General features: G+C 73.1%; 26 protein-coding genes and 1 tRNA gene. 10 read left to right on the plus strand and 17 right to left on the minus strand.

Going from position 1 to position 26,392, the window contains the following annotated elements; translation table 11 throughout:
* Positions 1-81 precede the first annotated feature (81 nt).
* Both ACZ4FH_RS16500 and ACZ4FH_RS16505 read left to right on the plus strand, forming a co-directional pair.
* Positions 82-864 (plus strand): SDR family oxidoreductase, encoded by a 783-nt coding sequence (locus ACZ4FH_RS16500; protein WP_467305285.1) that lies wholly within the window; start codon positions 82-84, stop codon positions 862-864.
* A gap of 344 nt (positions 865-1,208) precedes the next feature.
* On the plus strand, positions 1,209-2,789 hold the full coding sequence (locus tag ACZ4FH_RS16505; protein ID WP_467305286.1) for a sodium:solute symporter family protein: 1,581 nt from the start codon (positions 1,209-1,211) through the stop codon (positions 2,787-2,789).
* 49 nt (positions 2,790-2,838) lie between these two features.
* Here the strand turns inward: ACZ4FH_RS16505 and ACZ4FH_RS16510 are convergent, their stop codons facing one another.
* The 4 genes from ACZ4FH_RS16510 to ACZ4FH_RS16525 all read right to left on the minus strand — a co-directional run bounded on the left by ACZ4FH_RS16510 (position 2,839) and on the right by ACZ4FH_RS16525 (position 8,521).
* Complete coding sequence (locus ACZ4FH_RS16510; RefSeq protein ID WP_467305288.1) at positions 2,839-3,954, minus strand: ADP-ribosylglycohydrolase family protein; 1,116 nt, start codon at positions 3,952-3,954, stop codon at positions 2,839-2,841.
* 253 nt (positions 3,955-4,207) lie between these two features.
* A complete protein-coding gene (locus ACZ4FH_RS16515; protein WP_467305289.1) occupies positions 4,208-4,879 on the minus strand; it encodes a hypothetical protein in 672 nt (223 codons plus the stop codon).
* A 13-nt stretch (positions 4,880-4,892) separates the two neighbouring features.
* A complete protein-coding gene (locus ACZ4FH_RS16520; protein ID WP_467305290.1) occupies positions 4,893-5,780 on the minus strand; it encodes an RpnC/YadD family protein in 888 nt (295 codons plus the stop codon).
* Between the two features lie 158 nt (positions 5,781-5,938).
* Positions 5,939-8,521 carry a bifunctional FO biosynthesis protein CofGH gene (locus tag ACZ4FH_RS16525; protein ID WP_467305292.1) on the minus strand — a complete coding sequence of 861 codons (2,583 nt, stop codon included), beginning with the start codon at positions 8,519-8,521 and terminating at the stop codon, positions 5,939-5,941.
* A 295-nt stretch (positions 8,522-8,816) separates the two neighbouring features.
* Between ACZ4FH_RS16525 and ACZ4FH_RS16530 the strand changes: the two genes are divergently transcribed.
* Positions 8,817-9,494: an HAD family hydrolase gene (locus ACZ4FH_RS16530; protein WP_383647581.1), complete on the plus strand. Its 678-nt coding sequence runs from the start codon at positions 8,817-8,819 to the stop codon at positions 9,492-9,494.
* 17 nt (positions 9,495-9,511) lie between these two features.
* Here ACZ4FH_RS16530 and ACZ4FH_RS16535 read toward each other — a convergent pair whose 3' ends face one another.
* Both ACZ4FH_RS16535 and ACZ4FH_RS16540 read right to left on the minus strand, forming a co-directional pair.
* The gene (locus ACZ4FH_RS16535; protein ID WP_467305294.1) at positions 9,512-10,138 is read right to left on the minus strand and encodes an SRPBCC family protein; all 627 of its coding nucleotides are present in this window, start codon (positions 10,136-10,138) and stop codon (positions 9,512-9,514) included.
* Between the two features lie 116 nt (positions 10,139-10,254).
* Positions 10,255-10,866 carry a TetR/AcrR family transcriptional regulator gene (locus ACZ4FH_RS16540; protein ID WP_467305296.1) on the minus strand — a complete coding sequence of 204 codons (612 nt, stop codon included), beginning with the start codon at positions 10,864-10,866 and terminating at the stop codon, positions 10,255-10,257.
* Positions 10,867-11,094: 228 nt separating this feature from the next.
* Between ACZ4FH_RS16540 and ACZ4FH_RS16545 the strand changes: the two genes are divergently transcribed.
* On the plus strand, positions 11,095-11,427 hold the full coding sequence (locus ACZ4FH_RS16545; RefSeq protein ID WP_467305297.1) for an SCO0607 family lipoprotein: 333 nt from the start codon (positions 11,095-11,097) through the stop codon (positions 11,425-11,427).
* A gap of 32 nt (positions 11,428-11,459) precedes the next feature.
* On the opposite strand, the gene ACZ4FH_RS16550 is transcribed toward ACZ4FH_RS16545, so the two are convergent.
* Both ACZ4FH_RS16550 and ACZ4FH_RS16555 read right to left on the minus strand, forming a co-directional pair.
* Positions 11,460-12,116 carry a maleylpyruvate isomerase N-terminal domain-containing protein gene (locus ACZ4FH_RS16550; RefSeq protein ID WP_467305299.1) on the minus strand — a complete coding sequence of 219 codons (657 nt, stop codon included), beginning with the start codon at positions 12,114-12,116 and terminating at the stop codon, positions 11,460-11,462.
* A gap of 73 nt (positions 12,117-12,189) precedes the next feature.
* The gene (locus ACZ4FH_RS16555; protein ID WP_467305300.1) at positions 12,190-13,608 is read right to left on the minus strand and encodes an MFS transporter; all 1,419 of its coding nucleotides are present in this window, start codon (positions 13,606-13,608) and stop codon (positions 12,190-12,192) included.
* A 97-nt stretch (positions 13,609-13,705) separates the two neighbouring features.
* On the opposite strand from ACZ4FH_RS16555, the gene ACZ4FH_RS16560 reads away from it, so the two are divergent.
* Complete coding sequence (locus ACZ4FH_RS16560) at positions 13,706-14,584, plus strand: LysR family transcriptional regulator (RefSeq protein ID WP_467305301.1); 879 nt, start codon at positions 13,706-13,708, stop codon at positions 14,582-14,584.
* Positions 14,585-14,629: 45 nt separating this feature from the next.
* On the opposite strand, the gene ACZ4FH_RS16565 is transcribed toward ACZ4FH_RS16560, so the two are convergent.
* On the minus strand, positions 14,630-15,988 hold the full coding sequence (locus tag ACZ4FH_RS16565) for a serine/threonine-protein kinase (protein ID WP_467305302.1): 1,359 nt from the start codon (positions 15,986-15,988) through the stop codon (positions 14,630-14,632).
* A gap of 242 nt (positions 15,989-16,230) precedes the next feature.
* On the opposite strand from ACZ4FH_RS16565, the gene ACZ4FH_RS16570 reads away from it, so the two are divergent.
* Entirely contained in the window at positions 16,231-16,893 is a 663-nt protein-coding gene (locus tag ACZ4FH_RS16570; protein WP_467305304.1) for a hypothetical protein, read from the plus strand.
* A 41-nt stretch (positions 16,894-16,934) separates the two neighbouring features.
* Here ACZ4FH_RS16570 and ACZ4FH_RS16575 read toward each other — a convergent pair whose 3' ends face one another.
* A complete protein-coding gene (locus ACZ4FH_RS16575; RefSeq protein ID WP_467305305.1) occupies positions 16,935-17,513 on the minus strand; it encodes a TetR/AcrR family transcriptional regulator in 579 nt (192 codons plus the stop codon).
* A gap of 68 nt (positions 17,514-17,581) precedes the next feature.
* On the opposite strand from ACZ4FH_RS16575, the gene ACZ4FH_RS16580 reads away from it, so the two are divergent.
* Positions 17,582-18,175: a dihydrofolate reductase family protein gene (locus ACZ4FH_RS16580; RefSeq protein ID WP_467305306.1), complete on the plus strand. Its 594-nt coding sequence runs from the start codon at positions 17,582-17,584 to the stop codon at positions 18,173-18,175.
* Between the two features lie 21 nt (positions 18,176-18,196).
* Here the strand turns inward: ACZ4FH_RS16580 and ACZ4FH_RS16585 are convergent.
* Positions 18,197-18,269 (minus strand) — tRNA-Ala (locus ACZ4FH_RS16585).
* Between the two features lie 96 nt (positions 18,270-18,365).
* Positions 18,366-18,875, minus strand: a complete 510-nt coding sequence (locus ACZ4FH_RS16590; RefSeq protein WP_467305308.1) for a carboxymuconolactone decarboxylase family protein — start codon at positions 18,873-18,875, stop codon at positions 18,366-18,368.
* 68 nt (positions 18,876-18,943) lie between these two features.
* Here ACZ4FH_RS16590 and sigJ point away from each other — a divergent pair, with 68 nt between their 5' ends.
* Positions 18,944-19,828: an RNA polymerase sigma factor SigJ gene (gene sigJ, locus ACZ4FH_RS16595; RefSeq protein WP_467305310.1), complete on the plus strand. Its 885-nt coding sequence runs from the start codon at positions 18,944-18,946 to the stop codon at positions 19,826-19,828.
* A 360-nt stretch (positions 19,829-20,188) separates the two neighbouring features.
* On the opposite strand, the gene ACZ4FH_RS16600 is transcribed toward sigJ, so the two are convergent.
* The gene (locus ACZ4FH_RS16600) at positions 20,189-21,175 is read right to left on the minus strand and encodes a GlxA family transcriptional regulator (protein ID WP_467305311.1); all 987 of its coding nucleotides are present in this window, start codon (positions 21,173-21,175) and stop codon (positions 20,189-20,191) included.
* Between the two features lie 53 nt (positions 21,176-21,228).
* On the opposite strand from ACZ4FH_RS16600, the gene ACZ4FH_RS16605 reads away from it, so the two are divergent.
* Positions 21,229-21,627, plus strand: coding sequence for a cupin domain-containing protein (locus tag ACZ4FH_RS16605; RefSeq protein ID WP_467305312.1), 399 nt, complete (start codon positions 21,229-21,231; stop codon positions 21,625-21,627).
* Positions 21,628-21,655: 28 nt separating this feature from the next.
* Here the strand turns inward: ACZ4FH_RS16605 and ACZ4FH_RS16610 are convergent, their stop codons facing one another.
* The 4 genes from ACZ4FH_RS16610 to ACZ4FH_RS16625 form a co-directional block, all read right to left on the minus strand.
* A complete protein-coding gene (locus ACZ4FH_RS16610; protein WP_467305313.1) occupies positions 21,656-22,057 on the minus strand; it encodes a VOC family protein in 402 nt (133 codons plus the stop codon).
* A 96-nt stretch (positions 22,058-22,153) separates the two neighbouring features.
* On the minus strand, positions 22,154-23,029 hold the full coding sequence (locus ACZ4FH_RS16615) for an aldo/keto reductase (protein ID WP_467305314.1): 876 nt from the start codon (positions 23,027-23,029) through the stop codon (positions 22,154-22,156).
* Positions 23,030-23,160: 131 nt separating this feature from the next.
* Positions 23,161-24,135 (minus strand): aldo/keto reductase, encoded by a 975-nt coding sequence (locus tag ACZ4FH_RS16620; protein WP_467305315.1) that lies wholly within the window; start codon positions 24,133-24,135, stop codon positions 23,161-23,163.
* 99 nt (positions 24,136-24,234) lie between these two features.
* Positions 24,235-25,269, minus strand: a complete 1,035-nt coding sequence (locus ACZ4FH_RS16625; protein WP_467305316.1) for an alcohol dehydrogenase catalytic domain-containing protein — start codon at positions 25,267-25,269, stop codon at positions 24,235-24,237.
* Positions 25,270-25,439: 170 nt separating this feature from the next.
* Between ACZ4FH_RS16625 and ACZ4FH_RS16630 the strand changes: the two genes are divergently transcribed.
* The gene (locus tag ACZ4FH_RS16630) at positions 25,440-26,324 is read left to right on the plus strand and encodes a helix-turn-helix domain-containing protein (protein WP_467305318.1); all 885 of its coding nucleotides are present in this window, start codon (positions 25,440-25,442) and stop codon (positions 26,322-26,324) included.
* The last annotated feature ends 68 nt before the right edge of the window (positions 26,325-26,392 follow it).

Genomic DNA, 26,392 nt, shown 5'->3' on the forward strand with positions numbered 1-26,392 from the left:
CGTTCGCTCCCCTTCCGTCCTCCGCCGGAGGGACCTACTCTGACGCCCCGTCAGAAGAACTGCCAGAGCCGGGAGGCACCGATGTTGCTCACGGGGAGGACCGTCGTCGTGTCGGGGGTCGGCGCCGGACTCGGCCATCAGATCGCGGCGGCGGTCGTCCGGGACGGCGGCAACGCGGTCCTGGGGGCGCGCACCGAGGCGCATCTCGCGAAGTCGGCGTCGGAGATCGACCCTTCGGGGCGTCGCACCGCGTACCGGGCGACCGACATCACGGACGCGGACCGGTGCGAGGCGCTGGCGGCCCTGGCGGTCGAGCGGTTCGGACGGATCGACGCGGTGGTCCATGTGGCGGCCTGGGACAGCTACTTCGGGGGCGTCGAGGACGCGGACCTGGACACCTGGAAGGGGGTCGTGGACGTGAACCTCCTCGGCACCCTGCGGATGACCCGGGCCTGTCTGCCCGCACTCAAGGAGCGGGGCGGCTCGGTCGTCGTGATCGGGACGCAGTCGGCCGTGGCCGCGCCGACGCAGGTGCGGCAGGCGGCGTACGCGGCGTCCAAGGGGGCGCTGACCTCGGCGATGTACTCGATGGCCCAGGAGTTCGGCCCGCACCGGATCCGGGTGAACACGGTGCTGCCGGGGTGGATGTGGGGACCGCCGGTGGAGGCGTTCGTCCGGTTCACCGCGCACACGGAAGGGGTGCCCGAGGCCGAGGTGCTGGGGAGGCTGACGGAGCGCACGGCGCTTCCGGAGCTGGCCACGGACGGGGATGTGGCGGAGGCCGTCGTCTTCCTGGCCTCCGACCGGGCGCGGGCGATCACCGGGCAGTCCCTGCTGGTCAACGCCGGTGAGCTGATGCGCTGACCCGGGGGTTCGAACAGCAGCGCCTCTCCTCCTTCTCGGCCGCACGGGACCCGCATCCCGTGCGGTCTTCTCTGTGTCATCGGCGTACTCGGGCAGCCTGACGAAGTGCCCGCTCATCGTGTGGCCGCCGTCACGTTCACGACAACGCCCCCGAAGGTCAAGAACAAGTAAAATCGTTCGCCTTGCTGATCGTCGTTCACATCTCTGACCAATAGGTCTCTTGACCGAGGACCCGGACAGACGGTTCAATCCCCGATGTCCCCGCTCCCGCACGGGGGCCCCGCTGAGCGGTCGTACTGACGAAGTGCATACCCGTTCACAAGGCGGACCCCAGGAGGGGACACATGAACAGTCTCGACTGGGTCGTGCTCATCGGCTACTTCGGCGTGATGATCGCGATCGGGCTCTGGTCCCACAAACGAGTCGACAACGTCAGCGACTTCTTCACCGCGGGCGGCAGGATGCCGTGGTGGCTGTCCGGCATCTCGCACCACATGTCCGGTTACAGCGCGGTCATGTTCACCGGCTACGCCGGCATCGCGTACCAGTACGGCGTCACCTCGTTCGTGACGTGGTCGCTGCCGATCGCCATCGGCATCGGGATCGGCGCCCAGCTCTTCGCACCCCGGCTCAACCGGCTGCGCTCGCGGCTGGCCGTCGCCTCACCGCTCGAATACCTCAAGAACCGCTACAACGTGCCGACCCAGCAGGCGCTCGCCTGGTCCGGTCTGCTGCTGAAGATCGTGGACGTCGGCGCCAAGTGGGCGGCCATCGCCACCCTGCTGTCCGTCTTCACCGGCATCACGCTCACCCAGGGCATCTTCATCACCGGCATCATCACCGCCGTCTACTGCACGGTCGGCGGGCTGTGGGCGGACGCGCTGACCGAACTGGGCCAGTTCGTCATCCAGCTGCTCGCCGGTCTGGCGATGCTCGTCGCCGTGATGGGCAAGCTCGACGGCTTCAGCACCCTGTGGACGGTCTGGGACAAGCTGCCCGAGGGCCACGCGAACCCGACGGCCGGCCCGTACACCACGACCTTCCTGCTGGCGTACCTGTTCATCAAGACCTTCGAGTACAACGGCGGCATGTGGAACCAGGCCCAGCGCTACATGGCCACGGACAGCGCCGCCTCCGCGACCCGTTCCGCGCGGCTCTCCGCCGTGCTGTGGCTGGTCTGGCCGACGGTCCTGTTCTTCCCGATGTGGTGCGCCCCGCTGCTGGTCGACGCGCAGAAGCCGGACGCCTCCGACAGCTACGCCCTGATGACCGAACAGCTGCTGCCGCACGGGCTGCTGGGCCTGGTCGTCGTCGGCTTCTTCTCGCACACGATGGCCATGTGCTCCTCGGACGCCAACGCCATCTCCGCGGTCTTCACCCGGGACATCGCACCGGTCCTCTCCAAGGCCGCCCGCACCTGGAGCGACCGCGCCGGACTGCTGGCCGCGCGGCTGTCGACGCTCGGCTTCCTGGGCCTGTCCATGGCGCTGGCGACCCAGATCAACTCGCCGACGTTCAAGGACATCATCTCGGTCGTCATCAAGTGGGTCGCCGGACTCATGGGCCCGATCGCGATCCCGTTCATGCTGGGGCTGCTCCGCGGCTTCCGGAAGTCCGGCCCGACGGCGGCCCTCACCAGCTGGGCGGCCGGGCTGCTGGCCTTCTACTTCACCAACTACGACCTGGACGGTTCGGTGAAGACGGATGTGGCGCTCCAGTACCAGGTGGCGCTGCCGCTGGCGATCTCGCTGGTGCTCTACATCGTCGTCGGCCTGATCAAGCCCGAGGACACCCCGGAGCGCGACGCGATCATCGAGCGGATCAACGCGGACGGCGACGGCCCCTCCGGTGCGGCCGCGGCCGTGTCCGTACCCTCCCAGGGCGGCGCGGACGCGACGGAGAAGGCGCGCACCACGACGGAATGAGGGACAGGGGTACGCGCGGTACGGGCCCGCCCCGTCGCGCGTACCCCGTTCAGCCGCGCGGGTAGCGGGCCAGCCAGCCCGGGGCGGCGGCGGACGGACCGTGCAGGGCGGCCCCCTGGGTCATCTCCATCGCGAAGTCGTCGGCGAGCTCCAGGAGGGTGGGGCGCCCCTCCAGTTCGGCCAGCCAGGCCGGGGGCAGGGCGGTCTCGCCGTGGAGCGCCCCGAGCAGCGCCCCGCACAGGGACGCCGTGGCGGAGGACGGTCCGCCGTGGTTCACCGCGAGGCGCAGTCCGTGCCGGACGTCCTCGCCGACGAGCGCGCAGTACACCGCGATGGCCAGGACCGTCTCGGCGGAGTCCTCGGTGCCCAGCGACTCGATGAGCGCGGGGCCGGGGATGCCCTGGCGCACCAGGCCCAGGGCCTGCTGGAGCGCCTCGGTGACGGGCTCGTGGCCGGGCCGCTCGGCGAGCAGCCCGAGCGCGTGCTGCACCGAACCGTCGAGGGTCTCGCCCCGGGCCAGCCCGTGCACGATGACGGCGAGGGCCCCGGAGGCGAGCAGCGCGGTGGGATGCCCATGGGTCTGGGCCGCGCATTCGACGGCCAGTTGGAAGACGAGCTGCGGCTCCCAGCCGACCAGCAGCCCGAACGGCGCGGAGCGGGTGAGCGCGGCGGAGTCGTGGGCGGCGGGGTGCTTGGGCTGGTCCAGCGTGCCCATGACGGTGTCGCCGAAGCCGTTCAGGCACTCCCGGGTGGGCGCGCGCCGGCAGTACAGCCACTCCTGCCCGGCCAGCCAGCCGTTCTCCGTGCGCCGCTCGTCGGGCCCCCAGTCGTGCTGGGTGGCCGCCCAGCGCAGATACGCGTGGTGCACATCGGTCGGCGGATGCCACGCCCCGGTGTCGCGGCGGACCTGGGCGCGGATCAGCCCGTCGACCGTGAACAGGGTGAGCTGGGTGACCGCGGTGACCGAGCCCCGCCCCCCGTGCACGGGAACGAAGTCGCTCACGGCGTCCGGCCCGTGGGCCTCCCGTATCTCCTCCAGCGTCAGCCCGCCCACCGCCGCTCCGAGCGCGTCCCCGACCGCGCCGCCGAGCAGCGTCCCCCGTACCCGGCTGCGGAAGTCCTGCTGCTCCGCGCGCCCCCAGACGGCCGCACCCGCTGAGCCCACCGTGCGCCTCCCCGTCGGCCGGTTCCGTGGACGTCCGCCGCGCGCACACCGACCGCGCGCCGACTGCCCAGCACTGTAATCGAACAGGGACGCCCGGTCGGGGGCGGAGCGGGTACGCGTAGGAATGTGGGCGGACGTCCCCGGGGTCGCGTTTGACGGGGTGCGGGGGTCGTCCCGCGTCGGCGAACCCGTGCCTGCGGCGCGCGGTCGCGGGTGACGGAGGGGGGGCCGTCGCCCCGTGACGGCCCGCGCGTCAGCGGCCGGCCTCACCCGGCAGGTCGAGCCGGTAGCCGGTGCGGGCGTCACCGCGCAGGGATTCCGCCAGCCCGGCGAGATGCCGGGCCTGCGACGCGGACAGCCGCCGGGCCTCCCACAGCAGGGCCGCCGCGTCCTCGGTCTCCGGAGAAGGCGGCCGGGGTGTCCCGGGCGGGGTGGTGCCGGTCAGGGCGGCCAGTTCGCGGACGTCGATCCCCAGGAGGGCGGCGAAGTCCGTCACCAGGCGCGGCGTCAGTTCCTTGCGCCCCGCGCCGATCATTCCGTACGTGGACGCCGACAGGTACGAGGGCGTGAGGACGGCCAGCGTGCGCGCCAGTCCCGTCAGGCTCAGATTGCGGTACCGGCACATCCGGATCAGCCGGCCGCCGGGACCCGCTCCGGGGTCGGCCGGGTGCTCCGCGAAGGAGGAGCGGCGCTCCTCCTGGGGAAGGGAGCCCGCGTACTCCAGCAGCCGGCGGCGCTCCCCGGGCGGAAGGTGCGCCGCGTCCATCACGAGGGACGGGACCCACCGCGCGGCCGAGGCGTCCAGCGGTGCCAGGCCGTCCGGAACCGCCAGTCCCCCGAGGACGAGACGGTCGACGGCGTGCAGCCCCGCTCCGGGCGCGCACCACCGCGCCCCCTCCCCCGTCGCTCCGTCCTCCGCCGGCACGCTCGCGCCTCCCCTACTCCCCCTCCGGCGCGTCCCCCGCGAAGACGTCCTCCACGGACGTGGCCGTCGGGGCGCGCAGGAGCCAGCGGTTCAGGGTATCGATGTCGGGGCAGCCGGTGATCCGTTCGCGGGCGGCGTCGGGGACGTCGACCCCGGCGTGGGCGAGGAAGAGCAGGATGCTCTGGGCGACGCCCTCCGTGCGGCCCTCGTCCCGGATCTCCTCGGAGAGGGCGGACTTGTAGAAGGAGAGGTCCACGGCCACCAGGTTCCTCCACTGTTGCGCGGCCGGGCGGGTGCCCAGGCCCTGTGCGGTGAGTTCGACGAGGGGATCGGCGATGACTTCGGGGGTGTCTCGCAGAGCGGTCGAGAGCGTCTTCAGTATGGCACCGATGTCCGGATCGGCCGCGTGTGTGATCGCGGCCAGGGTGGTCAGGACGGGGTCCTTGCGGGCCTCGGCGACGTCGGTGATCACCGGCATGTTGTGCGGGCCGGCGACCAGGGGGCGCAGGGTGAGGGCGGGCCACTGGCGGGGGCCGATGGGCATGGCCCGTGAGGCCCACTCGGCGGTTCTCCGGTCCTGGCAGACGACCAGGAGGAGCGGCGGAGTCCGGTACTTCGTGTACAGGTACGAGAGGTAGTACGCCCAGCTCGCGGGCTTGTCGTCGTCCCTCTTCCCCTGGGCCTCGACGGCCAGGAGGAAGGACTCACCGCCCTTCGCGTCGAACCGCAGCAGCGTGTCCACGCGCCGTTCCAACGGGCGGTTCTCGGTGAGGTCCGTCGGTATGACCGAGACGGAGGTGGGGGTGGCGAGGGTGAGGCCCAGTAACTCGGAGACGCGGGAGAAGAGTCCCGGGTACTCCTGGAAGATGCGGTGCATCGCCTCGTGGGGCGAGCTGACCATGCGGATTCCTCCGGCGGATCGAGCCCCGGGGCGCGTCCTGCGCACCCCGGGCCGGTTCATGCCGGGAGCATATGCCGGAGCCTGTCGCGTCACGGGCGTTCGCCGCCTCCTTCACCCGGGTGAGTGAAGGAGGCGGCGAACGGGACGGGGCGCGGCCGCTACTGCGGGAGGACCGGGAGGAGTTCGGGGAGGTGGCCGTCGGAGGCGGTGGCCGCGGCGACGCGTTCCTCGGGGACCTCGCCGTAGAGGGTCGTGCGGGGCTTCGCCGGGCGTCCGGCGAGGTCGGCGATGGCGATCAGGTCCTGGACGGAGCGGTAGGAGCCGTAACCGGAGCCGGCCATGCGGGAGATGGTCTCCTCCATGAGGGTGCCGCCCAGGTCGTTGGCGCCCGAGCGGAGCATCTCGGCGGCGCCCTCGGTGCCGAGCTTCACCCAGCTGGTCTGGATGTTGGTGATGTGGGGGTGGAGGAGGAGGCGGGCCATGGCGGTGACGGCGCGGTTGTCTCGGTCGGTGGGGCCGGGGCGGGCGATGCCCGCGAGGTAGACGGGGGCGTTGGTGTGGATGAAGGGGAGCGTCACGAACTCCGTGAAGCCGCCGGTCTCCTGCTGGAGCGCCGCCAGGGTGCGCAGATGGCCGAGCCAGTGGCGGGGCTGGTCGACATGCCCGTACATCATCGTGGACGAGGAGCGCAGCCCCACCTCGTGGGCGGTCCTGACGACCTCCAGCCAGGTGGCGGTGGGGAGTTTGCCCTTGGTGAGGACCCAGCGGACCTCGTCGTCCAGGATCTCCGCCGCCGTCCCGGGGATCGAGCCGAGCCCGGCCTCCTTCGCGGCGAGCAGCCAGTCGCGGATCGACAGGCCGGTGCGGGTGGCTCCGTTGACGACCTCCATCGGGGAGAACGCGTGGACGTGGATGCCGGGGACGCGCTCCTTCACCGCCCGTGCGATGTCGAAGTACGCGGTGCCGGGCAGGTCCGGGTGGATGCCGCCCTGCATGCAGACCTCGACCGCGCCGACGTCCCACGCCTGCGCGGCCCGGTCCGCGACCTGGTCCAGGGAGAGGGTGTACGCGTCGGCGTCGGTGCGCCGCTGGGCGAAGGCGCAGAAGCGGCAGCCGGTGTAGCAGACGTTGGTGAAGTTGATGTTGCGCGTCACGATGTACGTGACGTCGTCGCCGACCACGTCACGGCGGAGCGTGTCCGCGATCCGGCACAGCTCGTCCAGCGCCGGCCCGTCCGCGTGGAGCAGGGTGAGCGCCTGGTCGTCGGTGAGCCGGGTCGGGTCGTCCGCGGCCCGGCTCAGCGCGGCCCTGACGTCACCGTCGATCCGGGACGGCACCATCCCGGGCGCCGCGGCCTCGCGCAGCGCCTCCCAGTCCCCGTACACCTCGTCGAAGTCCTCGCGGCGGTCGCCGGTGCGGCCCTCGGTGTCGATGGTGCGGTGCAGATCGGTGCGGCCGGAGGCGCCGAACTCCTCGTCCGGCTCCTGCCACGGCAGCCCGGCCGGGATCGCGTCCTCCTTCGCCAGTCCGGTCTCCGGGTCCGCGAGCGCCCGCACGTGCGGCAGGAGGCGCGGGTCGAGCCAGGGCTCGCCGCGCCGGATGAACTCCGGGTAGATGGTGAGGCGTTCCCGCAGCGCGAAGCCGGACTCGGCCGTGCGGGCGGCGAGTTCGTCGATGTGCGGCCAGGGGCGCTCGGGGTTCACATGGTCCGGGGTGAGCGGCGAGACCCCGCCCCAGTCGTCGATGCCGGCGCCGACGATCAGCGCGTACTCGGAGTCGACCAGGTTCGGCGGGGCCTGGATGCGCGCGGACGGGCCGAGGATGTGCCGGGCCACGGCGATGGCCGCGGCCAGCTCCTCCAGCTCCGCGTCCGGCATGGCCCGCATCGCGGTGTCCGGCTTGGCGCGGAAGTTCTGGACGATGACTTCCTGGATGCCGTGGTAGGCGCGGGCGGTGCGGCGCAGCTCGAAGAGGGAGTCGGCGCGCTCCTCGTACGTCTCGCCGATCCCGATGAGGATGCCGGTGGTGAACGGGACGTTGGACCGCCCCGCGTCCTCCAGCACCCGCAGCCGCACGGCGGGCTCCTTGTCCGGTGAGCCGTGGTGCGGCCCGCCCTTCTCGGACCAGAGCCGGGTCGCCGTGGTCTCCAGCATCATGCCCATGGACGGGGCGACGGGCTTCAGCCGCTGGAGGTCGGTCCAGGTCAGCACCCCGGGGTTGAGGTGCGGCAGCAGCCCGGTCTCCTCCAGCACCCGGATCGCCATGGCCCGTACGTACGCGAGGGTGTCGTCGTACCCCTCGGCCTCCAGCCACTCCCGCGCCTCCGGCCAGCGGTCCTCCGGCCGGTCCCCGAGCGTGAACAGCGCTTCCTTGCATCCCAGGGCCGCGCCCTTCCGCGCGATGTCCAGGACCTCGTCGGGCGACAGGAACATCCCGTGGCCGTCGCGCCGCAGCTTGCCGGGGACGGTGACGAAGGTGCAGTAGTGGCACGTGTCGCGGCAGAGCCGGGTCAGCGGGATGAAGACCTTGCGGGAGTACGTGATGACGCCGGGCCGGCCCGCCGCTTCGAGGCCCGCGTCGCGGACCCGGGCGGCCGACGCGGTGAGATCCGTCAGGTCGTCGCCGCGCGCCCGGAGGAGCACGGCGGCCTCGGCCACATCGAGGGCGACACCGTCTCTGGCGCGCTTGAGGGCACGTCGCATGGAGTTGGTCGTGGGACGTCCGGGCTGGGGATCGGTCATGAACCGAGCATACGAGCGGGTAGCCGGCCGCTGACCGGCCGGATGTCCCCGCTGGTCACGGGGGCGCCGGACGAGGGGCGTTCGGCCCCCGCCGGCCACGGGCGCCGGACGAGGGGCGTACGGCGTACGGCCCGTACGTCACCGCAGCCCGTTCAGCAAACCCCTGTCACACACGCCACACGCCGCACACCGCCGGGTCCCCGCCACGCGCCCTCCGCCGTACGGCTCGCGCGCCACCGCGCCCCCTGGCGCCTCGGCCGTTCGGCGGCGGCGGCGCCGTAGGGTCGGTCCGGTGATGGAAACGATCGTCTTCGACATCGGTGAGACCCTCGTCCGCGACGACCGCTACTGGGCGTCCTGGGCCGACTGGCTCGGCGTCCCCCCGCACACGCTGAGCGCCCTCGTCGGCGCCTCGGTCGTCCGGGGCGGGGACGGCGCCGACGCGCTGGGGCTGCTGCGCCCCGGGATGGACGTCGCGGAGGCCGCCCGGGCCAGGGCGGCGGCCGGCCGCGGTGAGTATCTGGACGAGTCCGACCTCTACCCCGACGTCCGCCCCGCCCTGGCCGAACTCCGTTCGCTGGGCGTGCGCGTGGTCGTCGCGGCCAACGGAACGGCCCGCGCGGGGGACCTGCTGCGCGCCCTCGACCTCCCCGCGGATCTCGTCGTCACCTCGGAGGAATGGGGCGTCACCAAACCGGACCCGGAGTTCTTCGCCCGCGTCCTGGAGGTGTCCGGCGCCGCACCCTCCGCGACGCTGTACGTGGGCGACCACCCGGCGGACGACCTGTTCCCGGCCCGTTCCTGCGGCCTGCTCGCCGCCCATCTGCGCCGGGGCCCGTACGGCCACTGGTGGGCGGACCACCCCGACGTACGGGAGAGCGCGGACTTCCGGATCACCGCGCTCACGGACCTGCCCGCCCTCGTGGGCGACCGCCCCGATCCGGAAGGGCCCCGGGCGCTGCGGGCGGTGTGACCGGTACGCCGCCCGGCTCACCGGTCCGTGTGGCCGACCGCCTCCACGCGCCGGGCCAGCGCCTCGTTCATCGCGCGGAACTGCGGAAGCGTGTCGGACCGGAGCTTCCCCTTGGCGAACGGCACGGCCACTCCGGTGAAGCTCTCGCTCTGTGTGAGGCGGACCCGGTGGTCGCCGATCTCCTCGATGACGAAGCTGTGTTCCCCGTCCGCGATCCAGCCGGGCCCCATCTTCCCGAGCCAGCGCAGCTCCCGCCCCGGTTCGACGGCCAGGACCTCCGGGGTGAAGACGGAATCGCCGGTCCGGTCGCGCAGAACGTTGCGCAGGGTGGCGCCCTCTTCGAGGGTGCCCCCGGACGAGGTGACCCGGGAGGAGACCACGAACGGGTTCCAGCTCGGATAGGCGGGCAGGTCGGTGAGCACCTTCCAGACCTCGTCCGGGGAGGCCTCGATCTCGATGGAGGCGGTCAGCCGGACGGGGTCGTTCACGCTCCACGTGGTGTACCCGGCGAGGAGGACGAGGAACGCGGCGCCGCTCCCGAGAAGCAGCCGCCGCCTTCTGCGCGGCCGGGCGGAGCGGGGGGCGGGGCCGGGGCCGGCGTCCGCCGCGAGGTACGTGGGCGCCGGGTCGAGGTCTGCGGTCATGGTGCTTCCTCTCGTCGTGAAGGGAGGCGGAGCACGCACCCGGGCTCTCCGGACGCGGTGGTTCGGGCGGAGGCGGTGGTTCGGGCGGAGGCGAGGGGCCGGCCCGACCCGGTGGTTCAGGCGGACGCGCCGCCCAGGACGCTCTCCACCAGGAGATCGACGTACGGGGGATCGAGGGGCTGCCCGGTGATGAGCAGCCGGTAGTACAGCGCGCCGGCCAGCTGGTCGAAGACCACGTCGGGCCGGACGTCGGGCCCCAACTCGCCCTTCTCCTTGGCCTCTTCGAGAAGCCTCAGAACGAGCGCGTTGCGCCGCGCGAAGAGCTCGTGCACGGCCGTCCCGAGGTCCGCGTGCCGGGCGGCCGCCGCGGCGACCTCCGCGACGAGCCCGGCGGACCGGTCCCCGGAACCCTCGGGCCGGCCCGCGAGCCGCATCCGGTGGAGGCCGTCGACGATCGCGTTGAGGTAGCGGGTGAGATCGGCGCGCACGTCCCCCCGGTAGACGACGGGAACCTCGTCCTGCAGCCGGGCGACGACCGCGACGACCAGGTGGTCCTTCGTCGGCCACCGCCGGTAGAGCGTCGTCTTGGCGACCCCCGCCCGCACCGCCACCTCATCGACCGAGAAGCGGTCGTATCCACGGTCGAGCAGCAGGGCCAACGCGGCCTCACCGATCCGCGCGTCCGCCGCCTCGCTGCGCGGTCGCCCCCGCCGTGCACCGGGTTCCATGCGCCACTCCCTTTTCCGCTACGGCCGTTTCGTAAATCAGGTTAGCGGCAGGGCGAAGATTTACGCAACCGGCGTAGCGAATAAGCCTGTTCGGCCGCGCCACAGGGGGCAGAACCCGCCCGGCAGCGTTTTGGGTACGCGCACGGCCGTTCGTGAGTACGCCTACTCAGTCGGGCTCGCCCGGTCGGCGGCGAGAGTGAAGGCCGACCGAACGACTTGGAGTTGACCATGAGGACCGCCAGCACCCCCCGCCCCACCCCCGCCCTCCGGCGGCGTCGGGTTCGTGTCGCCGCCGCCGTGTTCACGGGGGCGGCGGCCCTGATGACCGTGACCGGGTGCGCGGGTCTGGAGTACAGCGAGGCGGTGTGCAGCAACGGTGAGTACCCCGTGCTGTACGTGGGGAGCACGGGCTCGGCGTGTGTGCCGGACAAGGAGGAGCCTCCGGCGGGGTACAGCCGGTACCCGGAGGGCAAGGTGCCGAAGAAGGTCGACGACACGTGGGACGTGTACTGGAGGACCCACACGCTCGACAAGAACGGCAAGATCATCGACGCGGAGTGAGCGGCGCCCCGGCCGCGCGCCGGGGCTCCGGGTCAGCCGAGGACGAACGGCAGCCGGGCGGCGAGGGGGCCCAGGGCGGCGCGTTCCTGTGGGGTGGGGGTGCGGCGGCCGGTGCCGAGGAGCAGGGCGTCCTTGTCGGAGAACGGGGCGGGGAAGGGCGCGCCGGCGATGGCTTCCAGGAGGCGGCGGGCCTCGGCCAGGCAGTCGGCGGGCGGGCCGTCGGGGCCGGAGAGGCGGGCGACGAGGTCCAGGTGGTGCAGGGTCCATTCCAGGACGTACGCGGTGAGGTAGTCCGCGACCGTGAGGACCTGGCCCTGGGTGCCGACGCGGGCCGCGGGATCGGCGAGGGCGGCGGCGCGGCCCGCCGCCGCGCCGACGTCGTCGAGGTGGAAGGTCAGCAGGGCCGGGTCCTCGTACGCCGCCGCCAGCCGCACCGTCAGCGCGTCGAGCGGGTCCTCGCCGGTGGGCGGGGTGGCGGACACCTCCCAGTACGTCACGGCGTCACGCGTCGGCTCCGTGTCGGCGGGGGTGGCGAGGGTGATCAGGACGTCCTGGGCATCGATGACCAGGTGGCACACGAGATCGCGTACGAGCCAGCCGGTGCAGCCGGAGGGCCGGGCGAAGTCCTCGGGCGGAAGACCGGCGACCACCTCGCGCAGGGCGGCCCAGGAACGGGTGAAGAGGTCCACCCCGGCATGCTAGGGCCTGTCCGACCGTTCCCGTCGTCCGGCAGACGGGAATGGGCAGACAGGCCCCAGCGGCTCAGGCCGGCGCGGAAGCGGCCGTTCTCGGCGTCAGCGCGAACACCAGCCAGGCCAGCGCGCACAGTCCGCCCGACAGGACCAGGGACCAGCCCGTCCCGGCGTGGGTGGCCGCGCCCATGAGCGCGACGCCGAGGGTGGCCCCGACCTGGCGGACCGCGTTCAGGAGGCCGCCGACGGAGCCCGCCGTACCGGGCGGCGCGGCGCCGATGACCGCGGCGACGAGGGCCGGCAGGACGAAGGAGATGCCGAAGCCGGTGAGGAGCAGGCCCGCAGCGAGCCAGAGGTAGGGGCCCTCGGCGAGGACGGCGGCGGCGAGCACGGCCCCTCCGGCGGTGAGCAGGGCGAGGCCCGTGAGGATCGGGGCGCGCGGGCCGGTGCGGGCGACGATCCGGCCGGTCAGGGGCGGGTTCGCCGCGAACGGCACGGTGAGCGGGAGGAAGGCGAGCCCGGTCTCCAGAGCCGTCAGGTGCCGTTCGCGGTGCAGGAGCAGCGGCAGGACGAACAGGGCGCCGGACAGTGCGAAGTTGGTGACCGCTCCCGCCAGGAGTCCGGCGCGTACGGGGGCCGAGCGCAGCAGGGCGCGGTTCAGGACGGGGGCGTCGCTGCGCCGCTCCAGCACCGTGAAGACGGTGAGCGCGGCACCGAGGCCGCAGGCCGCCACCACCGTGTGGGTCCGGGCACCGGAGCCCGCGGCGATCAGGGTGTCCGTGAGCAGGGCCAGGACCGCGACGGCCGCCGCCTGGGCCGGCCAGTCGATACGGGTGCCGCCGCGCGGGCCGCGTACCCGGTCACCGTGGACCAGGGCCAGCACGAGGGCCCCGAGCGGCACGTTGACCAGGAAGACGGCCCGCCATCCGGCCGCCCCCACCAGCGCGCCGCCCACGATCGGGCCCGCCGCCACGGCCGCGCCGCTGACGGCGGCCCAGACGGAGATGGCGCGGGCCCTGGACGCGGGCTGCGGATAGAGGCGGGCGATCAGGGCCATCGAGGCGGGGACGCAGGCGGCTGCCGCGGCTCCCGACACGGCACGCAGGGCGAGCAGCACCCCCAGGTTCGGGGCCACGGCGCTGAGCAGGGAGGCCGCGGCGAACACAGCCGTCCCGGCCCGGAACAGCCGCTCCGCACCGTACCGGTCGGCCGCCGCCCCCGCGGAGAGCAGCAGCGCGGCGAACACCACGGTGTAGCCGGTGGTGGCCCACTGGAGCCCGGCCGTCGAGGTCCGCAGCGACGCGGCCAGGTCGGGTTCGGCGACCGCCAGCACGGTGGTGTCCAGCAGCACCATGAAGTAACCCAGCGAGATACCGGCCAGCGCGGCAGCGCGCCGCCGGGGGGTGGGGGCGTCGGAGGAGCCGGGTGCGCCCCGCGGCTCGACGGCCTCGGCGGGAGCGGGGCTTCTGGGCGTGGATCGTTCGGACATGCCGCCCACCCTCGGGCCGAGCGGGTGCGGGGCTCCACCGGGACGGCCGCACGCCGCGTTCGGAATTTCCGTACGCGGGGCGCGTGTTGGGGCGTACGTGGATCTACGTCAGCTCGCCACCTTCGAGGCCGTGCTCCGGCACCGCACCGTCACGGACGCCGCCGTCGCGCTGGGCCTGGCCCCGTCCTCCGTATCGCAGCAGATCCGGACGCTGGAAGCGTCTCTCGGGGTGGCCCTGTTCGCGCGGGGGCCGCGCGGGATGGAGCCGACGGATGCCGGGGAGCGGCTGCGCGGCTGGGCCCGGACGCTGCTCGACACGGCCGAGCGGGCGGCGCGCGAGGTGCGCGGTGAGCCGGCGCGGCTGCGGCTCGGGGCCCTGGAGACGCTGGCGGGTTCGCATGTGCCGCTCGTCCTGGCACGGCTGGCCGCGCGCCGCCCGGATCTGGCGGTGGACGTGCGCTCCGACCGTACGCGGCGGGGGCTGTTCACCGATGTGGCGGACGGGCGGCTCGACGCGGCGCTGCTGCTGGACGTCGGGGACGCGATCGGCGGGCTGGGCTTCCCCGCACCGGCCGGCGCGCTCGCCTTCCTCGACCTCGACCCCGTCCCCCTGGCCCTCGTCGCCGCCCCGGACCACCCGCTCGCCGGCCGACCCACCCTCTCCCCCGCCGACCTCGACGACCGGCCGCTCCTGGTCAACGTCCCCGAGTGCTCCTTCTGGCTGGCCGGCCACCACGTCCTGGGCACCGGCCCCCGCCGCGTCCGCGCGGGCGGGGTCCCCGTGATGCGCGCCTGGGCCGAACACGGCCTCGGCATGACCCTGTTGCCGCACTTCGCCGTCGCCGACAGCCTCCGCGCCGGCACCCTCGTGCCCCTCGCCCTGCCCGTACCCGACCTCAGCCTGCGCCTGGTCTGGCGCCGCGACCGCGAGACGGACCCGGAACTGCGGGACGTCCTCTACGCGGCGGCGGGCTGAGAGAAATCCGGCCCCGGCCACGGCGTCTCTCCGTCCGGCCCGGTCCTACGTGAAGTAGTCCAGGATCAGCGGCAGGTCCTGGAGCCACTCCCGCAGCCGGGCCCGTCGGCGGGCCGCGACGACCCAGGTGTGGACGGTCCCCGCGCGGAGGTGGACGGTGACGCAGAGGTGCTTGGGGCCCGTGGTGGTGTAGTCGATCCGGCCGATCTGGGGCCAGGTGAACTGGAGGTCGACGCCGTTGGCCGCCAGGAACTCGACGCCCAGCGCGTCGACCACCAGGGAGCTGTCCGTTCCCACCGCCACCAGCCCGATGTCGCCGTCCGGGGTGGCCGGAGCGGTCCCCGCGCCGTACGGCACACGGTCCGCGGGAAACACCCCGGGGTCCGCACCGGCCGCCACGGTCGGCGCCTGATACCAGGGGACGGCCTGGGCAGGGGTCTGGCCGGCCTGGGCCGGGAGATGTCCGTACGGCGTCGGAGCCGCCTGGGCCGGCGGGTGGGCCGGGCGGGCCGCGGGCGGGGTGGCGTCGGCCGGCGGGTGCGGGGGCTGGGGCGGTACGGCCACGGTCGGGGCGTGGGCGGCCGGTGGTACGTGTGGCTGCGCGCCAGGGACGAACCGGTCCAACAGGTCGTCCGGGGTGGGGCGTTGGTCGGGTTCCTTCTCCAGGCAGGCGGCCACGACGTCCCGGACCCCCGCCGGCACCGCGCCGAGGTCCGGCGCCTCGTGCACCGAGCGGTACATGAGCCCCATGGGCGTGCCCGCCCCGAACGCGCTGCCGCCCGCCGCCGCGACGAGCACCGCGCCGAGGGCGAACACATCGGCGGCGCCGCCGACTTCGAGCCCCTGGGCCTGTTCGGGTGCGAGGAAGCCGGGCGTGCCGAAGGCCACTCCGGTGGCCGTGAGCCGGGTCGATTCCAGGGCGCGGGCGATCCCGAAGTCCAGGACGCGCGGCCCGTCGGAGGCCATGATGATGTTGCCGGGCTTGAGGTCGCGGTGGACCAGCCCGCAGGCGTGGATGGCCGCCAGGGCCTCGGCGAGCGCGGCGCCGAGCTGCCGCAGCCGGGCCTCGTCCATCGGCCCCTCGGCGTCGACGAGGGCGGCGAGCGTGGGGCCGGGGATGTACGCGGTCGCCAGCCAGGGGGCCGTGGCGTCCGGGTCCGCGTCGACGACCGGTGCCGTATGGAAGCCGCCGACGCTCCGCGCCGCCTCGACCTCGGCCCGGAACCGCTCGCGGAAGTGCGGATCGGCGGCCAGCTCCGGCCGCGCCACCTTCACGGCCACGGCGCGTCCGCCCCGCGACCGGGCGAGATAGACGACGCCCATCCCTCCCGCGCCCAGTTCCCGCTCGACGGCGTACCCGCCGACCCGTTCGGGCAGTCCCGCGCCACCCGCTCCGTACGCCATGCGCCGGGCACCTCCCCCGTGATCCGGCGCCCAGTATGACGCAGCGGCGGCAGGCGTTCCGTACCGCATCACGCGCGGAGCGGAAGGGAGTTGGAGGAGAACGCGAACCGGCCGAACTCTCCCGTACGCCCCCGCGCGGCGCGCTTCCAGGGCACAGTGGATCTCGCGGCAGGACGGGTAGGAACAGCTGGGAACGTTTCACGGACGCGGCCGGGGAACGGCGGCGGGGAGAAGGGGCGCGCATGCGGGCGGCGGAGCTGGCGACGGCGGCGGTCGGGGTGGTGACCGGTGGCACCCCGGTCACGGCCGAGCAGAGGGCGGAGGTCCAGGAGCTGGTCTGGGGCCGCCTCGGGCGCACCACGCTGGGCGCGTCGGCACTGGCCCGGCTGCACGAACGCCCCGGCGAGGGCTCGGCGTCCATCGTGACCTCCGTGCTCAGCGACGAACTGCGCGCCGACCCGGCCTTCGCGGACACACTGGCCAGGAGCCTCGGCGCGGCTGCCGGTGCTCCCGGTGTCGAAGCGGGCGGTGCCACACCGCCGCCCCAGGCCGCCGTCGCGCCGCCGCCGGTACCGGGCCACCCGGGTCCGTACGCGCCCGGACCCCCGCCCCCGCCCCGCCCGGTGGCGGCCCCGGCCCCGCAGGTGCCGGACGCGGCGGTCGTGCGGAACATCCTGCTGCTCGGCCTCCCGCAGTTCGTCGTGGTGTCGGTCCTCATCTACATCCTGGACCGGGGGCCGGCCGCCGGCCTCCTCCTGCTCGTGACCGCCGGGCTCTCCGGGTACGGCCTGTACCTCGGCGCCGACCTGCTCCGGCGCAACATCCGCAGCGGGGTACTCGTGACGGCGGTGGTGCTCTGCGGTCTGGTGCTGCTGCGGGCACTGCTCTACGTGGTGATCCGCTGACCCCGCCACCCCGTCGCCCCGCGAGCTGACGCCCCCGCCCCCTACTCCGCCGCCGCGATCCGCTCCACGGCCGCCGTCACCAGCGCCTCGCGTTCCGCCTCCGTGAAGACGTCGGGCAGGGTGAGCTGTTCGACGATGAGCCAGTTCAGGGCCAGGATGAGCAGTTTGACGCCCATGGCGTCGCCGGGGAGGCCCGAGGCCTCGTGGTACGCGACGTTGGCGTCGATGTCGGCGCGGACGCGTTCGGTGAGGACCGTGCGGAGTTCGGGGCGGCGGGTGGCCTCCAGACGGAGTTCGAGCAGGGCCAGGTAGCCGGTGCGGAAACCGGCGACGCGGCCGACGACTCCGCGCATCAGTTCCGTGTACGTCGCGCGGTCGCGACCGGCTGCGCGCTGGCGTGCGTACTCCGCCTCGTCGGGCTGAAGCCGCTGGTAGACGCGGGATCCGGCCTGCGTCAGCAGATCGTCGCGGTTGGCGAAGTAGTTCGACGCCGTGCCCGCCGGCACGCCCGCCTCCGTATCCACCGCGCGGAAGGTCAGCCCGCGCGCGCCCTCCCGTGCCAGCACCTCGATCGCCGCGTCGACGAGGGACGAGCGCCGTTCGTCGTTCCGCCTCACCATTGACACCACTCCAGTCGTAGTACTACGGTCAAACCACTTCAACCAGAGTACTACGAATGAGGAACCAGATGCGAAAGCTTGTGTACTACGTCGGAGTCTCGCTCGACGGCCGCATCGCCGGACCCGGTGGCGAATTCGATTTCTATCCGCAGGGCGACGCACAGCAGGCCGCCGCCTACCAGGCCTGGGTGAACGCGCTCTACCCGGAGACCATCCCGACCGCCTTCCGTGCCGCCGTCGGTGTGACGGACGCGCCCAACCGCCGCTTCGACACCGTCCTCATGGGGCTCGGCACCTACCGGCCGGGGCTCGACAGCGGGGTCACCAGCCCGTACGCGCATCTGCGGCAGTACGTGGTGTCCAGCACGCTCGCGCCGGACACCGATCCGGCGGTCACCGTCGTGCCGGACGATCCCCTGACCCTCGTACGGGCCCTCAAGGCGGAGGAGGACACCGACCGGGACGTCTGGCTCTGCGGCGGCGGCCGGCTGGCGGGCGCGCTGCTGCCCGAGATCGACGAACTGCTGATCAAGACCTATCCGGTCCTGGCCGGAAGCGGCATCCCCGTCATCGACGGCGGCTTCGACCCCACGGTCTTCGACGTCGCCGAGCGCACGTCCTTCGCCAACGGGGTCACGCTGACCCATCTCGTACGGCGCTGAGGGGGTGAGGGAAGCACGGAACGGGTCCGGCCGGATTCGAACCGGCGTCCTCCCACATGCCGTGAGGGCGCGACGACCTCTGCGCTACGGGCCCCGCCCCGCGCCCGCGATCCTACGGGCCTCCCGCACCCGGCACCCGGGGCGGGAGGCCCGAACCCCGGCCGTCCTGGGGCGGAGGCCGGGACCCCGGTCACCAGGAGGTGCCGGCGGGCTCCTCGATGGTGGTGTTGATGCGGTTGAAGAGGTTGGTGAGGCCGATCATCAGGATGATCGCGGAAAGCTGCTCCTCGGTGAAGTGGTCCGCCGCCTCGTTCCACACCTCGTCGGAGACCGCCTTGCCGGAACGGTCGGCGATCCGGGTGGCCGCCTCGGTCAGGGCGAGGGCGGCGCGCTCCTCCTCCGTGAAGAAGGGGGCCTCGCGCCAGGCGACCACGGCGTGCAGCCGTTCGTCCGTCTCGCCGTGCTTCTTCGCCCCGGCCACCCCGGCGAAGACACAGGCGCTGCACCCGTTGATCTGGCTGGCCCGCAGGTGCACCAGCTCCAGGATCTGCGGGGAGACCCCGCCCTGGTACATGGCCTTGTAGATGTTCTGGATGCCCTTCATGGCGTCCGGCAGAACCGCTGCGGGGTTCTTCATCCGGGCCGAAGGAGCGGTGGTGGCGGTGGTGTTGGTGATGTTGGTGGTGCTCTCGGTGCTCATGTGGTGATCTCCTGTGATCCGTTAGCGTGTGTCACTGGATCGACGGATCCGGACACGGGGGTGTGACAGTGAACGAGAACTTTTCTGCGACCGACCGCTTCGAGGCCGAACGGCCGGCCCTGCGGGCCGTCGCCTACCGGATGCTCGGCTCGCTCGCCGAGGCGGAGGACGCCGTCCAGGAGGCGTGGCTCAGGCTGAACCGCAGTGAGGTGGGCGAGGTGCGGAACCTCGGGGCCTGGCTCACGACCGTCGTCGGCCGGATCTGCCTGGACATGCTCCGTACGCGGACGGCGCGGCGCGAGGAGCCGATGCCCGAGCAGGACGGATCGGTGCGGCTGCCGGACCCGGTGGTCACCCGGCTCCGGCGGGTGGACCCGGAGCAGGAGGTCCTGATCGCCGACTCGGTGGGGATCGCCCTCATGATCGTCCTGGAGACGCTGTCCCCGGCCGAGCGCCTGGCCTTCGTCCTGCACGACATGTTCGACGTGCCCTTCGACGACATCGCGCCCGTCCTGGGCCGGACCGCGGCCTCCACCCGGCAGCTCGCCAGCCGGGCCCGCCGCCGGGTCCAGGGCGCCGCCCCGTCCGCCGACACGGACAACGCCCGCAAGCACGACGTGGTCGACGCCTTTCTGACCGCCTCGCGCGGCGGCGACTTCGACGCGCTGCTGACCGTCCTCGACCCGGACGTGGTCGCCCGTTCCGACGGCGGCACCCTCGTCCCGAGCGTGCTGCGGCGCGGCGCCACCGATGTGGCCTCCCAGGCCATCACCTTCGCCCGCTTCGCGGCCGACGCGCGGATCGTCCTGGTCAACGGCACCCCGGGCGTCGTCTCGTACGCCGACGGCAGGCCCCTGTCCGTCATGTCGTTCACCATCCGCGACGGCCGCATCACCGGTCTCGACATCCTCACCGACCCCGACCGCCTCGCCGGTCTCGGCCTGGCGGTCTGACCGCCCGGCCCGGGTCCGGGTGGCCCACCGGCCCCGGGCGGCGGCCAGGGACCACGGGTCGCGGGTCGCCGTAAGACGGCCACCGCGGCCCTGCGGGACATGCTCATGAACGCGCTCCTCCGTCGCCGCCCCGCGCGCCGGGGCCGTGGTCCGGGCGGCCCTCACCGCCCCGCCCGGCTCCCGGACGGGGCCGTCACCGGCCCGTGAACCAGCATGCCGCCGCGGTGTCGTACCCGAGTTGCCGTTGCGTGCACGGTCCGTTGGCACTGCGTGCAGAGGCGGAACGGGGGTGCCGGATGGGGGAACGGGGGGGGGCGGTCACGGGCGTGAGCCCGGTCGTGGCCCCGTCCCCGCCCCGCCTCACCCCGTCCCGAACCGCCGCCGGTACGCCGACGGTGTGATGCCGGTCTCGCGGCGCATCAGGGTGCGCAGGTTGGCGGCGGTCCCGAGGCCGCTGCGCCGGGCGACCACCTCGAAACGGGACTCGCCGCGCTCGATCAACCGGCAGGCCAGGGCGAGCCGTTCACCGGTGAGCCAGGCCAGCGGCGTCGTCCCCATCTGGGCCTGGAAGCGGCGGTGGAGGGTCGCCGGGCTGACCGCCGCCCGCACCGCGAGGTCCGCGACGGTGAGCGGGGCGTCCAGCCGTTCCTGGGCCCAGGCGAGGACCGGGGCCAGGGAATCGTCGGGGACGTCGGGCATGGGACGCTCGACGAACTGCCGTTGCCCGCCGTCCCGGTGGGCCGCGAAGACGAGCCGCCGGCTCACGGAGTTGGCGATCTCCGCGCCGTGGTCGCGGCGGACCACGTGGAGCCCGAGGTCGAGCGCCGCCGCGCTCCCGGCGGCCGTCAGGATGTCGCCGTCGTCCACGAAGAGCACGTCCGCTTCGAGCCGTACGGAGGGGAAGCGCGCCCGGAACTCGTCCGCCCACTGCCAGTGCGCGGTGGCCCGCCGCCCGTCCAGAACCCCGGCCTCGGCCAGCGTGAACGCACCGCTGCAGAATCCGAGCAGCCGCGCGCCCCGGGCGTGCGCCCGGCGGATGGCGTCGAGGACCGCAGGACGCCGGGGCACCTCGGTGTCCGGCCGGTTGGGCACGATCAGGGTGTCCGCCGCCTCGGCCGCCTCCAGCCCCGCGACCCCCGTCAGCGTGAAGAACCCGTCCCGCATCAGGGTCCGGGGCTCGGGCGAGCAGAGCCGGAAGTCGTACAGCTCCCGCCCGATCTCCGGTCTCCGCAGCCCGAAGACCTCGGTCGCGCAGCCCAGCTCGAACGGGTTCGAGTTCTCGTCCACGATCACCACGACCCGGTGCACGCGCGCACTCGCCGCTTCCTGCGAGGATTCTTTCGCCATATGCGATTCCTAGCACTCACGGGAGCGGCACGAAACCGCCCAGGATGGGTCCCATGAGCACCGGCGAACCCCTCTCCCTGGCCACGGCCCTGGCCTCCTTCGACGCCCTGTGGAGCCCCCGCATCGTCACCCGCGTCAACGACTACGACGTACGCGTCGCCAAGGTCCACGGCGAACACCTCTGGCACGTCCACGACGACACCGACGAGTTCTTCCTCGTCCTCGACGGCGAACTGAACATCTCCCTGCGCGAGCCCGCCGGCGAACGCACCGTCCACCTCCCCCGGGGCTCCGTCTTCACCGTCCCCAAGGGCACCGAACACAAGCCCACCGCCCCCACCGGCGCGTCGATCCTCCTCTTCGAACCCACCGGCACCCCGACGGTGGGCGACCGCCACGACGAGATCCCGGACCATGTGGACGCGACGACGGGGCACGAACTGGGCAGCTGAGGCTCCGGCCCCTCCGGGAGCGTCGGCGTCAGCGTCCTGCGAACTTCGCGGCGGCCTGCGCGGTGACGGGCGTGAAGAAGTTGACGAGGTTGCCGTCGGGGTCGCGGAACAGCAACGACCGGTTGCCCCAGGGCATCGTGGTCGGCTCGTTGACGAAGTCCGGGACGAGGCCGGTCAGGTTCCGGTGCACGCGGTCCACGTCATCGACCAGGAACTCGGTGATCACGCTGTGGTTGTCCGCCGGGCGGGCGGAGCCCGGGGCGAACAACGGGACGGTGCGGGTACTGGCGATGGCGAGGGTGGCGCCCGAGGTCCGGATCTCCGCGAAGTCCTCGGTGGCCCACTCCGCCCGTACCTCCGTGACCCGCTCGTAGAAGTCGACCAGGCGGGCGACGTCACCGGTGATGATGCGGATCGAGACGAACTCCACGGGATTCTCCTTGGCTGCGCTTCGTGCTGAGACGTACGCGTCGCAGGCTAGGAGAGATAGAGGACAGGCCGCTGGAGCTTGTGGGTGCAGGGTGGGTCAGGCTTCGGGGATGTCGCGGCCGAAGGCTTCGAGGGTGATGGCGTCGGGTTCGGGACCACCGCGGGTGCCGGTGTCGAGAGCATCGAGGGCTGCGAGTTCGGCGGGGGTGAGCTGGAAGTCGAAGACATCGATGTTCTCTTCGATGCGCTGGGGGCGGACGGACTTGGGGATGGCGGAGCGGCCTTGCTGGAGGTGCCAGCGCAGCATGACCTGGGCGGGGGTCTTGCCGTGGGCGGTGGCGATGGCGGTGATCGCGGGGTCGTCGAAGGTGCTGGTGCCGGTGCCGCGGTAGCTGGTGATGCCGCCGATGGGGGACCACGCCTGGGTGAGGATGCCGTGGGCGGCGTCGGCGGCCTGGACGGCGGGCTGGGTGAAGTAGGGGTGGACCTCGACCTGGTTGACGGCTGGGACCACGGACGTCTGCTTGAGGAGGGCGTCGAGGTGGTCGGGCATGAAGTTGCTGACTCCGATCGCGCGCACCTTGCCGTCGGCGAGCAGGGTCTCCAGCGCCCTGTACGCGTCAAGGGTCAGGTCGAAGCGGCCGGGCAGGGCCTGGTGGAGGATGAACAGGTCGATGGTCTCGACGCCGAGTTTGCCGGCGCTCTTGTCGAAGGCGTGCAGGGTCGGGGCGTAGCCGTAGTCGCTGATCCAGACCTTCGTCTCGATGAAGACCTCGTCGCGGGGCAGGCCGGAGTTGCGGATCGCGTCGCCGACTCCGCGTTCGTTGGCATAGGCGGCGGCGGTGTCGATGTGCCGGTAGCCGCTCTCCAGTGCGGTGGTTACGGCTTGTTCGGTGACATCGGGCGGGGTCTGGAAGACGCCGAAGCCGAGGGCGGGCATGGTCACGCCGTTGTTCAGGGTCAGGTGCTGCATGGGGTGCTCCTCAGCTCGGCTGTTCGGCTGCTCGGTTGCCCGCCGGTGGCGGTGGCGGTGTCGGTGTCGGTGATCTGGGCCAGGAGGGTGCGGGGCGCCGCGGCCCGGCGCTGCGAGGGGGGCGACGCCGATCAGCGCTCCATCATCTTCATCTGCGCCGGGTTGTGGGTGTCTCCCGCGGCCGGGGGCAGGGCGCTGAGCCGGGCGAGCTGGTCGGCGGTCAGGTGCAGGGCGTCGGCGGCGGTGTTCTCCTGGACGCGCTCGACGCGGCGGGTGCCGGGGATCGGGGCGATGAAGTCCCCCTGGGCGAGCAGCCATGCGAGGGCGACCTGTCCGGGGGTGGCGTCGATCTCGGCGGCGATGGCGGCGACCTGGTCGGCGAGGTCCAGATTGTGCTGGAAGTTGGTCCCGGTGAAGCGGGGGTTGTCGGCACGGAAGTCCGTGGTGTCGAAGTCCGCGCGGGAGCGGATGGCGCCGGTCAGGAAGCCGCGGCCGAGCGGGGAGAACGGCACGAAGCCGATGCCGAGTTCGCGCAGGACCGGCAGGACGTGGGCTTCGGGGTCGCGGGTGAACAGGCTGTATTCGGACTGCACGGCAGTGACCGGGTGGACGGCGTGGGCGCGGCGGATGGTGTCGGGTCCGGCCTCGGACAGTCCGATGTGCCGGATCTTGCCCTCCGCGACCAGCTGGCCCAGTGCCCCGACGGTCTCCTCGATCGGGGTGCCGGGGTCGACGCGGTGCTGGTAGTACAGGTCGATGCAGTCGGTGCCCAGACGGCTCAGGGAGCCCTCGACGGCGGTGCGGATGTTGGCGGGGCTGCTGTCGGTGCCGCCCTCGCGACCGGTGTGGGAGATCAGGCCGAACTTGGTGGCCAGCACCACCTGGTCCCGGCGGCCCCTGAGCGCGCGGCCGACCAGTTCCTCGTTGGTGTAGGGGCCGTAGACCTCAGCGGTGTCGATGAGGGTGACGCCCAGCTCCAGGGCTCGGTGGATGGTGCGCACGGACTGGGCGTCGTCGGTGCCGGCCCCGGTGTAGCCGTGGGACATGCCCATGGCTCCCAGGCCGATACGGGAGACGTCCAGGTCACGCAGCCGGATGTGCTTCACGAGAATTCCCGTCCTTCGATCAGGCAAGTGGTGGAGGTGGATACGGGCAGGTGGTGGTGGGTGCGCAGGTGGTGGAGGTGGGTACGGGGGTGCCCAGGGTCAGGGGCGGACGATGACCTTGAGGGCTTCGCGGTCGTTCATCAGCCGGTAGCCCTCGGCGACGTCCTCCAGGGCCACGGTGCGGTCGAACACCCGGCCGGGGTGGATGGTGCCGTCCAGGATGCGCGGCATCAGCTCTCCGATGTAGGCGCGGGCGGGGGCGACGCCGCCGGTCAGGGTGATGTTGCGCAGGAACTCGGGGAACCCGAGCGGGACCTCGGGGTACTGCGGTGCGCCGACGCGGCTGATGGTGCCGCCGTCGCGGACCACACCGGCAGCCTGGACGAGAGCGTCCTTGAGGCCCACGCACTCCAGCACCCGCGGTGTGCCGCGCCCGCCGGTCAGCTCCCGCACAGCGGCCACGCCCTCCTCACCGCGGTCGGCGACCACGTCGGTGGCGCCGAAGGCGCGCCCCAGGTCCGTGCGGGCGGTGTGGCGGCCCATGAGGACGATCCGCTCCGCGCCCAGCAGCTTGGCGGCGATGACCGCGGACAGGCCCACCGCGCCGTCGCCGATGACCGTCACGCTGTCGCCCGCCCGGACACCGGCGGTGCGGGCGGCGTGGTAGCCGGTGCACAGCACGTCCGACAGGGTCAGCAGGTCCGGCAGCAGTGCGGAGTCCTCGCCGACGGGCAGCTTGACCAGGGTGCCGTCCGCGTAGGGGACGCGGGCGGCCTGGCCCTGGCCGCCGTCCACGCCGTCCACACCCCACGGGCCGCCGTGCTCGCAGGAGGTGTGCAGCCCGGCACGGCAGTACGCGCAGGTACCGTCCGAGTAGGTGAACGGCGCAACCACCAGGTCTCCCACCTTGACGGTGGTCACCTGCGGGCCGGTCTCCTCGACCACGCCCAGGAACTCGTGGCCCATCTGCCGCGGGCGATCGGTCAGCGGCTGGGACTTGTAGGGCCACAGGTCGCTGCCGCACACGCAGCCGAGCACGATCCGCACCACCGCATCGGTGGGCTGCTGGACCTTCGGATCGGCCACGTCCTCGACCCGCACGTCACCGGCCTGGTAGAGCAAGGTTGCACGCATGGATTCCACTCTCCCTGACAGGCGCAGGCCCGGCACCCGGGCCAGGCAGCCCTTCAGGCTGCCCGCTCCCCAGACAACACCGCCCACCCCCCGCCCGGGGCCGCCAGAGGGACCTTGACAAGGTCCCCCAGCGCCGTGTCCCGAAAGGTGTCCCGCCGTAGGCTCGGGGCATGGACCGACGCAGCGAGATCCGCGACTTCCTCACCACCCGCCGCGCCAGGATCACCCCCGAGCAGGCCGGCCTCACCCTCTCGCCGCTTGCCGGAGCCCGCCGTGTCCCGGGCCTGCGCCGCGAGGAGGTCGCCCGGCTCGCCGGCGTCAGCGTCCCTTACTACACCCGGCTGGAACGCGGTGACGCCCGCGGCGCCACCGACGCCGTACTCGACGCCGTCGCCGCCGCCCTTCTCCTGGACGACGCCGAACGCGCCCACCTGTTCGACCTGGTCCGCGCCGCCAACGCCACCACGGCCGCCGCCCGCACCCCACGCCACCCCGCCCGGCGCACCCTGCGCCCGGAACTGTGGAACATGCTCGACGCCATGACCGGCGTCCCCGCCTACATCCGCAACGGCCGCCTGGACCTCCTGGGCGGCAACGCCCTGGCCCGCGCCCTGTTCGCCCCGGTCTTCAACAGTCCGGCCCGCCCGGTCAACTCCGCCCGCTTCACGTTCCTGGACCCCGCCGCCGCCGAGTTCTACCCGGACTGGGACGCCGTCGCCGACCAGAGCGTCGCCACTCTGCGCGCCGAAGTCGGCCGCAACCCCCACGACAGGGCCCTGTCCGACCTCATCGGCGAACTTTCCACCCGCGGCAACACCTTCGACCGCCGCTGGGCCCGCCACGAAGTACGCCGCCACCGCGCCGGCGCCAAACGCATCACCCACCCCCTCGTCGGCGACATGACCTTCACCTACGAGACCATGCAGCTCACCGCCGACGAGGGCCTCTACCTCATCGTCTGCGGCGTCGCCCCCGGCAGCCGCGACGCCGACGCCCTCAGCCTTCTCACCAGCTGGGACACCCCCACCCAGGCAGCCGCTCCCGGGAGCGGCTGAGCCCCCGGGAGCTCTCTGTGGCCCGGCCTGCCCCGCTCCCGGCCGCCGAGAGAATCGGACACCGGGCC

Source organism: Streptomyces sp. NPDC024555 (genome assembly GCF_055559335.1).